Source organism: Mycobacterium sp. 050134 (assembly GCF_036409085.1).
Taxonomy (GTDB): domain Bacteria; phylum Actinomycetota; class Actinomycetes; order Mycobacteriales; family Mycobacteriaceae; genus Mycobacterium.
In genome coordinates, this window is record NZ_JAZGLV010000027.1 from 64,992 (window position 1) to 75,907 (window position 10,916).

The window sequence follows — 10,916 nt, forward strand, 5'->3', positions numbered from 1 at the left end:
CGAGGCTCATTCGACCGTGCTGCCACCCGCCGCCGAGCCGCTCTCCGACCCGCCGACCCACACGGTCTTGGCGTTGACGAACGCCCTGATGCCCAGGCCCGCGAGTTCGCGTCCGTAGCCGGATCGTTTGACGCCACCGAAGCCCAATTCGGGGTAGGACACGGTCATTCCGTTGATGAAGACCTGACCGGCCTCGATGTCGTCGATGAACCGCTGCTGCTCAGCCTCGTCGTTGGTCCACGCGTTGGAACCCAGCCCAAAGGTGGTCGCGTTGGCGATCTCGATGGCCTCGTCGATGCTCTCCGCCCGGTACATCGACGCGACCGGGCCGAACACCTCTTCGGTGTAGAGCGCCATTTCCTTGGTGATGTCGGTGACCACCGTCGGCGGGTAGTACCACCCCGCCCCCTCGATGGGCTTGCCGCCGAGCCGGATGGTGGCGCCCGCCGCGGCGGCGTCGTCGACCTGCTTGGCGATCTCGTCGCGACCGGACTCGGTGGCCAGCGGGCCCACGTCGGTGTCCGGGTCGGTCGGGTCGCCGACCTTGAGCGCGGCCATCCGGTCGGTGAACTTGTCGACGAATGCGTCGTAGATGTCGGTGTGGATGATGAACCGCTTGGCGGCGATGCACGACTGGCCGTTGTTCTGGGTGCGGGCGGTGACGGCGGTCTTGGCGGCCTCGTCGAGGTCGGCGGACGGCATCACGATGAACGGGTCGCTGCCGCCGAGCTCGAGCACGGTGGGCTTGATCTCGTCGCCGGCGATGGCGGCCACCGACTGCCCGGCCGGCTCGCTGCCGGTGAGGGTGGCGGCCGCGACGCGCGGGTCGCGCAGGATGCGCTCGACGGCGCTGGAGGAGACCAGCAGCGTCTGGAAGCAGCTATCCGGGAAGCCGCCGCGGGTGATGACGTCGGCGAGATACAGCGCGGACTGCGGAACGTTGGAGGCGTGCTTGAGCAGGCCGACGTTGCCGGCCATCAGCGCCGGGGCGATGAACCGGACGGCCTGCCACAGCGGGAAGTTCCAGGGCATCACGGCCAGGATCACGCCGAGCGGTTGGTAGCGGGTGTAGGCCTGCTTCGCGCCGACCGCCGCGGCGTCGGCGGGCTCGTCGGCCAGCAGCTTCTCGGCATTTTCCGCGTAGTAGCGAAATCCCTTGGCGCACTTGATCACCTCGGCCTTGGCTGAGGCCAGCGTCTTACCCATTTCCAGGGTCATCATCGCGCCGACCTCGTCGGCCTCGGCTTCCAGCAGCTCGGCGGTGGCGTTGGCCCACTGCGCGCGCTGGGCGAAGGTGGTGTTGTGGCGGTAGTCGAGGAATCGCTCGTAGGCCCGTTCGATCGCTGCGTCGACTTCGGCGTCGGTCGCCGGGGTGAAGGTCTTGACTGTCTCGCCGGTGGCCGGGTTGATCGTGGCTATAGGCACGCTGACATCCTTCGCTGGGTTGGGTAGCTGCGTATATAAACGTCCGTACCCAGCCTGCCATTTCCCAACCCCGGCGGGAACCGGGGCCGGAGAGATTCCCCACGCCGCCGGACTGCCGCGCTCCCTGCAGGACTATCGTCGCGACGGGAGGTGCCGGGATGAGCAAAGCCGCCGAGCTGATGGTCAAGTGCCTGGAGAACGAGGGGGTGTCCGTCGTCTTCGGGTTGCCGGGGGAGGAGAACATCCGCTTCGTGCAGGCGCTGGCGTCCTCGAGCATTCGCTACGTGCTGACGCGGCACGAGCAGGGCGCGGCGTTCATGGCCGAGATGTACGGCCGCGTCACCGGGCGGGCGGCGGTGGTGTCGTCGACCCTGGGCCCGGGCGCGATCAACATGCAACTCGGCGTCGCCGACGCCACCACCAACAGCACCCCGCTGGTCGCGATCTCCGCGCAGGTCGGCCAGGACCGGGAGTTCAAGGAGTCGCACCAGTACGTCGACCTGGTGCGGATGTTCGCCCCCATCACCCGGTGGTCCGCCGGCGTGCCGACCGCCCGCGCCATACCGGAGATGTTCCGCAAGGCGTTCAAGGTCGCCGAGACGGAGCGGCCCGCCGCGGTGTACCTGGCGGTGCCCGAGCACATCGACGCCGACGAGGCCGACTACGACCTGGTGCCGTTGCCGCGCAACGTGGTTCGCGCCGACGCCCCGGCGCCCGGCCAGGTCGCGCGCGCGGTGGACATCCTGCGCCAGGCCAAGCGGCCGGTCGTGCTGGCCGGGCATGGGGCGGCGCGCGGCAACGCGACCGCGGCGCTGGTGCGGTTCTCCGAGCAACTCGGCATCCCGGTCGCCAACACGTTCCACGGCAAGGGTGTGATGCCCGACGACCATCCCAACAGCATCGGGACGCTCGGGTTCATGCGGCATGACTACGTCAACTTCGGGTTCGACAACGCCGACGTGGTGATCGCGGTCGGCTACGAGCTGCAGGAGTTCGATCCCGTCCGGATCAACCCGCAGGCCGACAAGAAGATCATCCACATCCACCGGTTCCCGGCCGAGGTCGACGCGCATTACTCGGTGGACGTCGGGATCATCGGCGACATCAGCTCGTCGCTCGACGCGCTGGCCGACGGGCTCGCCGGCCACGCCTACGCGGCCGATCCCGAGGTGCCCGGCGCCGGGTTGCTCGCCGAGGAATTCGCTCAGGCGCAAGAGGATTCGCGTTACCCGCTGGCGCCCGCGCGGGTGGTCGCCGACACTCGGGCCGCGCTGGGCCGCAGCGACGTCGTCCTGGTCGACACCGGCGCCACCAAGATGTGGATGGCGCGGCTCTACCCGACCTACGAATGCAACACCTGCCTGGTGTCAAATGGTCTGTCCACGATGGGTTTTGCGCTGCCCGGCGCGCTCGGCGTCAAGCTGGCGCGCCCGGACTCGAAGGTGTTGGCGGTCGTCGGTGACGGTGCGTTCCTGATGAACTCGCAGGAGATCGAGACCGCCGTCCGCGAGAAGATCCCGCTGGTCGTGTTGATCTGGGAGGACGGCGCATACGGCCTCATCGAATGGAAGATGGACCTGGAGCTCGGCGAGCACTACTACGTGAAGTTCGGCAACCCCGACGTGGTGAAGTACGCGGAAAGCTTCGGCGCCAAGGGGTATCGGATCTCTCATGCCGACGAGCTGTTGCCGACGCTGCGGGCCGCGCTCGACGACGACGGGGTGTCGTTGATCTGCTGCCCGGTCGATTATTCCGACAATCTGCGGCTGACCGACCGGCTCGGCGAGTTGGACGAGACGCTGTAGGTGCTCGGCGCCGAACTTCGCTTTCGCTCGAACTTCCTTGTCGAGTGTGCATCTTGGCCGGTTTGACCGGGGAGCCGATCGCGCCGGTGTTGTCGGCGACCGCCGTCGCGCAGCGTGACGGCGCGCTCGGGCCCGGGCAAGTGAGCGTGATTCGGAAGTTCTTCGGCCACCTGCCGGGCTGCATCGATCAGCAGACCCGCGAGCAGGTCGAGGCCCGGCTGGCCGCCGAGGGCGCCCGCTACCGCCCCGAACAACTGGCCGAGTTGGCCGCGGTGGCCGATTGCCTCAACCCCGACGGCAACTTCACCGACGCCGACCGCGCGCGGCGGCGTGGGCTGACGTTGGGGCCGCAGGGCGTCGACGGGATGTCGGAGTAGCGGGGGCGGCTGACCCCGGAGGCTCGAGCGACGCTGGAGGCGGTGCTGGCCAAGCTGGCCGCGCCGGGCATGTGCAATCCCCTCGATGAGCGCCCGTGCGTGGACGGCACCCCGTCGCAGGAGGCGATCGATGCGGACGCCCGCGGCGCGGCCCAACGCCAGCACGACGGACTGCTGGCCGGGCTGCGCGCGTTGCTGGCCTCGGGAAAGCTGGGCCAACACAACGGGTTGCCGGCCTCGATCGTCGTGACCACCACGCTGGCCGAACTCCAGGCCGCGGCCGGCCGCGGCCTGACCGGTGGGGGCAGCATCGTGCCGATGAGCGACGTGATCCGCCTGGCCCGCCACGCCCATCATTACTTGGCGATCTTCGACAAGGGCAAAGCCCTGGCGCTCTACCACACCAAACGGCTGGCCTCGCCGGGGCAGCGAATCGTGTTGTACGCCAAGGACCGTGGGTGCTCGGCGCCGGGGTGCACGGTGCCCGGCTTCTACTCCGAAGTGCACCACGTCACCGACTACGCAAAATGCCGCCACACCGACGTCAACGACCTGACCTTCGCCTGCGGCCCCCATCACCGCCTGCTCCAACCCGACGGCTGGAGCACCCGCAAGAACGCCAACGGCGACACCCAATGGATCCCCCCACCCCAGCACGACCGCGGCCAACCCCGCACCAACCCCTACTGGCACCCCGAAAAACTCCTCCACAACCGGAGCGAAGACGGCGACGGTGACGACGACGACGGCGGCGCGCCATAGCCCGCAGGCGGGCAAATCGAAAACCGGTGAGCCGCCCCTTCGATAAGGTTTCCCCTGTGTCGCTGTGGCTGTCGTTGAGACCGTGGTGGCTGCAATGGCCGCTGTACGCGCTGGTGCTCATGGCGGGCCTGACACCGCTGGTGATGATCGGCGACTACCCCAACGGGCCGTCGCACTGGACCAGCGCACCGTGGTGGATCACCGTCGCAGCCGTCGCAGTGGTGATGGGCCTGGCCACGGCGCTCGGCTCGGCGCGCCGCATGGCCGGGCTGCGCCCTTCGCTCGAATCGCTGTCACTCGCCGACTGTCGTCACGTGGTCAAGGCGATGCGTTCCGGCCCACTTCCCGAGGATCCGGCGCGGCGTCAGGCAACGCGGCAGCTGATCGGGCGCGTGCGCGACTCCATGGCGGGTTCCGCCAAATTGATGATCGTCGTTTGTTGGATCCTCGTGGCGGTACAGGTTGCCGGCTTCGTCAGTGAACCACGGCATTTCGCGCTGCGGAGCCTGGTGTTGGCGGTGGCCTTCGGCTATCTCGCCGGCTACTACTGGTACTACCCGCGACTGCTCGACGCGCGTCTGGGATTGCTCGACCGGGCCACGCCCGGTTAAACCCGTCCCTTTCCGGAATCCGCCGGGAGCGTCATGGGCGCGACATACGGGCCGATCAGCGTGCGATGCCACCAGGCCCGCTCCTCGCGCAATTCGCGCCAGGTGGTGAACCGGTACTCGTAGAGTTGGGCGCGCACGTGCCGCGGTGGAGACCCGGGAAACGGGTTGTGCCGCAACAAACGGAGCGTGGCTGGATCGTTGCGCAGTAGCCGCTGCAGGAACGGCCGCAGCCACGGCGCCGCGTAGCCGGGCGAGATGGCGGCGAACCACATCAGCCAGTCGAGGCGCAGATGGTAGGGCGCCCATTGGCGCGGGAGTCGGTGCACGCCGCCCGGCTTGCCCTTGAATTCGTATTCCGCCCAGGCGGCCTGGCCGGTGAGCACCGGCTCGGCGGTGCCCTCGATCACCACCTCGCGGCGGACGCGGCCGATGCTGCCGAACGCCCCGTACGTGTTCACCAGGTGAAACGGATTGAAGGACATGTTCATTCGCTGCTGGGTCGACAGCATATTGCGCACCGGCCAGTAGCTCATGAACAGCACCGCAGCGGCGACTGCGACGACCAATCCGGCGAACCACGGCGGCGGCGCGGGCCAATTGTGCGCCGGCCAATTGTGTGCGGGCACCGGGAGGACCGCCCGCACCGACGCGTCGTCGATGGCGCTGCAGGCCAGCAGGATCGTCACCCAGTTGAGCCAGGCGAAGTTGCCCGACGCCACCAGCCACAGCTGCGTGACCACGACGATCGCCGCGGCCACGCTCGCCACCGGCTGCGGCGCGAACAGCCCGAACGGCACGATCAGCTGCGAAAAGTGGTTGCCCGCCACCTCGATTCGGTGCAATGGCTTGGGCAGGTGATGGAAGAACCAGCTCAGCGGCCCCGGCATCGGCTGCGTCTCGTGGTGGTAGTACAGGCAGGTCAAGTCGCGCCAGCACGCGTCACCGCGCATCTTGATCAGGCCCGCGCCGAACTCGACCCGGAACAGCAGCAGCCGCGCCATCCACAGTGTCAGCACCGGCGGCGCCACCCGGTCGTTGCCCAGGAAGATCATCAGGAAGCCGGCCTCCAGCAGCAACGACTCCCAACCGAAGGAGTACCACGCCTGTCCCACGTTGACGATCGACAGGTACAGGACCCAGAGCGTCAGCCACACCACCATGGCCGCCCACAGCGGGACCAGATCGGCCGCCCCGGCGACGACGGCCGCCGCCAGCGCCGCGCCGAACCACGAGACGCCCGCGAACAGCCGGTCGGAGTACCGCAGGTGAAAGATGCTCGGCGAGCGCCAGAACGACTGCGCCGCCACGAAGCGCGGCACCGGCAGCATGCCCCGCTCGCCGATGAGCGCCCGGAACTGGGCGGCGGCGCCGACGAACGCGATCAGGTAGATCGCCGCGACGCCGCGCTCGAGAACCAGCCTGCCCAGCCAGTACCCGGGCGCCGAAAGCCATCCCATGGCCGTAACTCCTTGGACCGGTTGCCCAACCCGCATGCCCAGTCAAGCAGGCGATAAACCCCGGGCCAAGCTATTGCTCGGCGGCCGGGCGCTCGCGCCCCGGCAGGGCGACCACCGAAGCGGCGAGCGCCGCGAGCGAAACCAGAGCCAGCAGTTGCACATTCGCCGAATGCCCGGCATAACCGTCGACCGATCGCCAGGGGTGGCGGGACAGCGCCGCCCCGGCCAGGATCAGCCCGCCCGCGCTCAACGCGACGGTCGCGCGGGATAGCCACCGTGCGCTGCCGCGCAGCGCATAGGACACACCCAACGCCGCCCCGACCGCCGCCACGCCGGCGACGCCGGCGATGACGGCACCGGCCGCGAGCACCGCGACCGCCGCCCAGCCCCCCGTCGCCCAGGGTTCGGCGGGGGGATCGTCGTCGTCGGGTCGACGCCGGGTGCGCCAGAACGCCAGCACGGCGAGCAGCGGCAGCAGCGCCAGCCCGACCGCCAGGCCGGCGCGGTAGAGCGTGTTGGACGCGAACGTCAGCGTGATGGTGCCGGGGTCCCCGGCGGGCACCACCCAGCCCTGCTGCCAGCCGTTCACGGCGACGGGAGTCAACCGTGCCCCGGTCTGAGTGCGCGCGATCCAACCGGGGTTGAGGCTCTCGGGAATGACCAGCACGCGGGACCTGTCCGAGGCGGGGGCCCGCACCTCGCGCCGGGTTTCGCCCCACGACCCGATCGGAGCGGAAGTGGTTGCGGCCGTGGGCGGCTGCCCGTCCGCGGTCGACAACTCGGCGCCGTCGACGACGAACGCGGCCCCGGGGCTGATGAGCAGCTCCTGCGCGCCGGCCGGGAGCGCGATCGGGTCGGGCTGGCATGGCTGGGCCGCGACCGGGGCGCCGTCGAGCAGCGCGCCCACCGTGGTGTGGATCGCGGTGTGCACGAACCGGCCCGCCACCGCGATGACCGGCCCCTGGTCACAGTCGACGGTGACCGCCCGGCCGCGGTTGCGACCGGCGTCGGCGGGCGCGATGGGGTTGCCGTCGACTCCGAGCGCCGCGACCTCGGCCAGCCCCGGCGGCTTGAGTTGATCGAAGCCCAGCGCGTTGCGGTCGATGATGTCTTCCCAGTCCAGCAGGCTGACGCTGACCGTGTCGGTGACGCGGGGGCGCAGCGTGAGCGTCTGCGGCCGGTCGGGTTCGAGCTGTCGCACCTGGGGGCCGTCGCCGAGGTTGACGGCGACGGTGGTCGGGTGGGCCGGCAATGTCGACCGGCTGGGGACCAGGCGCAGGCCGGTGACCTCGGTCGGCCGGGGCAGCGTCAGGGTCAGCGTCGGTGGTGTCTTGTGCTGCACGACCCGCTGCGGGGCCGTCCACGCCGTGGCCGGGTCGCCGTCGGTGGCCGCATAGGCGGAGCCCAGGACGTCCACCAGATCGGATTCCCCGCCGGCGCGGGTGGTGTTCGGCTCGGCGATCAGGTCGGCCAACTTGGGCCCCTGCCGGGGCCGCACCCAGACGGTGGGGGTCACGGAGACCGGCGCGGGAACGGTCAGCGTCCGGCTGAAGTTGACCGGCTCTTCCGGCGCCAGGGCCATCGACGACGCGCAGCGCACGCTCTCGGGCCCCTGGGCGCAGCCGGGCCGGCCGAGCAGGTCCGATCCCAGATCCCAGCCGGCGATCGCGGAACCCGACGGCGGCCCGGGTACCCGCACGGTGTGGCGCAGGTCCACCTGATGGGCGAAGCCGGACGCGTCGTACTGGGTGACGGACAGGTCGGTGATGCCGAACTGCACCCCGGGTGAGCCGTCGTCGGTGCCGGCGGCCGTGATCCGCACCCACGGCGTCTCGCCGTAGGGCAATGCGGCGGCGAGCGGCTTGCCGGGCTCGTCGAACCGCAGCGTGGTACTGCCGTTGGCGGTCTCGATCAGGATGCGGCGGACCTGGGCGCCGACGGCGGTGGCGCTCGGGGTCAGCGCGATGGCGGCGTTGGTCAGCGGGTGGTCGAAATCGACCTGCAGCCACTGCCCGACGGCGGACTGCAGCGAGTTGGAGACCCACGCGGTGGCCGGGTCCCCGTCGATCGCGGCGGCGGCCGAGTTCGCCGGCGCGACGTCCGGCATCGCGGTGGAGTCAGCCGAGGAGCTCGACACCGTGATCCGGCCACCTGACCACGCGCCGAACACGGGGTCGGTGCCGGGGACCGGGTAGTCGGGGACGCGGTTGTAGGTGTGCCGCGCGTCGCCGGGCGCCCGAATCGCCGAGGAATGCTGGTCGACGCGGCCGTAGTCGGTCTCACGGGCCAGCGGGGTGTCTGTCACGGTCACGGCGGGGGCCGGCAGACCCGCGGCCCGGGCGTCGGTGGTCATGAGGACGGGGCCCAGTGCCGGCAGACCCAGTTGGCGCCGGCGCTCGTCCAGGCGCAGCAGCACCTCGGGGCCGCCGTCGATCCGGGGCAGCCGGTCCGTGTCGGCGAAATACGGTGCGCCGGGGTCGGTTCGGGAGGCGACCCGGTAGATTTCCACCGCCGGGTAACGTGGCCGCAGTCCGCTGTCGGCGACGAAGCCCGCCAGCGTGCCGGGCCCCACCGGCGCCCCGAATTGGGCCACCTTCGCCAACCCCGGCGACCCCTCGATGGCGCGATGCACCAGGATCGGGCGCGCCGAACGCGACGTCTCCGGGTCCAGGTCGTTGCGCACCACCACATACGAAATGCCCTGCCGGGCGAGGGTATCGGCGAGGCCCGCCGACGCGCGCCCGGCGGCGAACAGGCGTTGCACGGAGTCGAGCGCGCGGATGGTCTGCGGCGGGGTCAGCGGGATCGAGTCGCGCACTCCCCAGGGACTGCTGCCCAGCACCTGCAGGGGTTCGTCGTGGCTGGTGCCCCACACCTGGGTGGCGAACGGCGCCCCGGGGACCACCAGCACCCGGCCCGGGGCCGGGGCCCCGGCGTTGTGGGCGCTGAGCCAGTCGGCGGCGTCGTGCCAGTAGCGAGGTATCGCACTGAACGTCCCGGGCGGGGCGAGCCGGCCCGTCCACGCCAGCGAGGTGCCCACCGCGAGCGCGGTCAGCACCACCACCGTCACCGCCACGCGCTTGTCGCGTTCCGGGTGGGCGAACGCGCGCAGCCACTCCGAGCGCGGCGCCCAGCCGGGAAGGGGCACGCGGCCGAGCAGCTGGGCGATGCCCAGCGCCACCGGGATCCGGATGACGGATCCCAGCTTGTGCACGTTGCGCAGCGGCGCCCCGGCCGCGTCCAGGAACGCCTGGACCTGATGGGCCAGGGGCGAACCCAGGCCCCCGCTGTAGCCGGCCGCCATCAGCGCCACCCCGACCAGCAGCATTGCCACCAACCGGCCCCGGGCGGGCATCCCCGGTGCCGCCAGGCCCGCGAGTCCGGCGGCCGCCACCAGGCACGTGGCGACGACGGCCGCCGACCCGGTCACCAGGGGCGCTCCCGCGGTCGCCGTCGGCGCCACGAACGGGGTCCAGCTGTCGGTGCCGCGCAGGATCTCGGTGAGCGACGACCATTGCGTCGTCACGCCGGACGACTCGATGAAGTCGAGGAAGGGTGGGCTGACGGTCCGCAGCAGCGCGAGCGCCACCACCCACCAGAGCGTCGCCAGGCACAGGGCGACGAGCCACCACCCGGTGTAGCGCCACCACCGCCGGTTCGGCCGGTGGCATGCCCACCAGATCACCGCCGGCAGGCACCCGGCCAGGGTGGCGATGGCGTTGACCGCGCCCATCAGCGCGACGGCCACCCCGGCCCGCCCGGCCAGCGCCCGCACCGAGCGGTCCGAACCCGGACCCGCGCCGCGCAACGCCAGGATCGTCGGCAGCAATACCCAGGGCGCCAGCATCATCGGCAGGGTTTCCGACGAGATCGACCCCAGAGTGGTCAGCACCCGCGGCGATAGCGCGAACGCGACGGCCCCGACCACGCGGGATGGCGGGCTGCCGATGCCCAACGCCTCGGCGACCCGCAGCAACCCCCAGAAGCCGACGGTCAGCAGCAGCGCCCACCACAGCCGCTGCGTCACCCAACCGGGCAAGCCCAGCGCGTGGCCGGCGAGGAAGAAGGTGCCGTGCGGGAACAGGTAGCCGTAGGCCTGGTTCTGGGCCTGGCCGAAGGGCAGCTCGCTATTCCACAGGTTGGTGGCGCGCGCCAGGAATCGCAACGGGTTCGTGGTGAGGTCGAGCTTGGTGTCCGGCGAGATCTGCCCCGGCGACTGGGCGAATGTGCACGCCAGCGCGATCGCGCCGACCACCCACAGCCACCGACGTGATAGCGGCGCGACCGACGGGCGCGGGGGCGGCGTACCGGCCCGCGGCCTCGTCGGCGGTGACCCGCTGCGCCCGGCTTCGCCGCGCTTGCGATCGCCGCTGTCCGATGGCGGTGACCCGCTGCGCCCGGCTTCGCCGCGCTTGCGATCGCCGCTGTCCGATGGCGGTGACCCGCTGCGCCCGGCTTCGCCGCGCTTGCGATCGCCGC

General features: G+C 70.9%; 5 protein-coding genes and 1 pseudogene. 3 read left to right on the forward strand and 3 right to left on the reverse strand.

The features are described 5' to 3' along the window. Positions 1–6: 6 nt before the first annotated feature. On the reverse strand, positions 7–1,425 hold the full coding sequence (locus tag SKC42_RS24375) for an NADP-dependent succinic semialdehyde dehydrogenase (protein WP_330966805.1): 1,419 nt from the start codon (positions 1,423–1,425) through the stop codon (positions 7–9). Between the two features lie 158 nt (positions 1,426–1,583). On the opposite strand from SKC42_RS24375, the gene SKC42_RS24380 reads away from it, so the two are divergent. The 3 genes and pseudogenes from SKC42_RS24380 to SKC42_RS24390 all read left to right on the forward strand — a co-directional run bounded on the left by SKC42_RS24380 (position 1,584) and on the right by SKC42_RS24390 (position 4,980). Next, on the forward strand, positions 1,584–3,230 hold the full coding sequence (locus SKC42_RS24380) for an acetolactate synthase large subunit (protein ID WP_330966806.1): 1,647 nt from the start codon (positions 1,584–1,586) through the stop codon (positions 3,228–3,230). Further along, positions 3,161–4,369, forward strand: a pseudogene (locus tag SKC42_RS24385) (HNH endonuclease signature motif containing protein). Before SKC42_RS24380 ends, SKC42_RS24385 begins: the two are co-directional and overlap by 70 nt. 56 nt (positions 4,370–4,425) lie before the next feature. Continuing rightward, the gene (locus SKC42_RS24390; RefSeq protein ID WP_330966807.1) at positions 4,426–4,980 is read left to right on the forward strand and encodes a hypothetical protein; all 555 of its coding nucleotides are present in this window, start codon (positions 4,426–4,428) and stop codon (positions 4,978–4,980) included. Here SKC42_RS24390 and SKC42_RS24395 read toward each other — a convergent pair. Beyond that, positions 4,977–6,437 (reverse strand): lipase maturation factor family protein, encoded by a 1,461-nt coding sequence (locus SKC42_RS24395; RefSeq protein WP_330966808.1) that lies wholly within the window; start codon positions 6,435–6,437, stop codon positions 4,977–4,979. The two genes, SKC42_RS24390 and SKC42_RS24395, sit on opposite strands and share 4 nt — an antisense overlap. Positions 6,438–6,507: 70 nt before the next feature. Next, complete coding sequence (locus SKC42_RS24400) at positions 6,508–10,698, reverse strand: alpha-(1->3)-arabinofuranosyltransferase (RefSeq protein WP_330966813.1); 4,191 nt, start codon at positions 10,696–10,698, stop codon at positions 6,508–6,510. Between the last annotated feature and the right edge of the window lie 218 nt (positions 10,699–10,916).

What these genes read in the sequence shown, in the direction of transcription:
- SKC42_RS24380 (WP_330966806.1), top strand. Translation starts at nt 1,584, where the DNA reads ATGAGCAAAGCCGCCGAGCTGATGGTCAAGTGCCTGGAGAACGAGGGG.
- SKC42_RS24395 (WP_330966808.1), bottom strand. Translation starts at nt 6,437, where the DNA reads ATGGGATGGCTTTCGGCGCCCGGGTACTGGCTGGGCAGGCTGGTTCTC.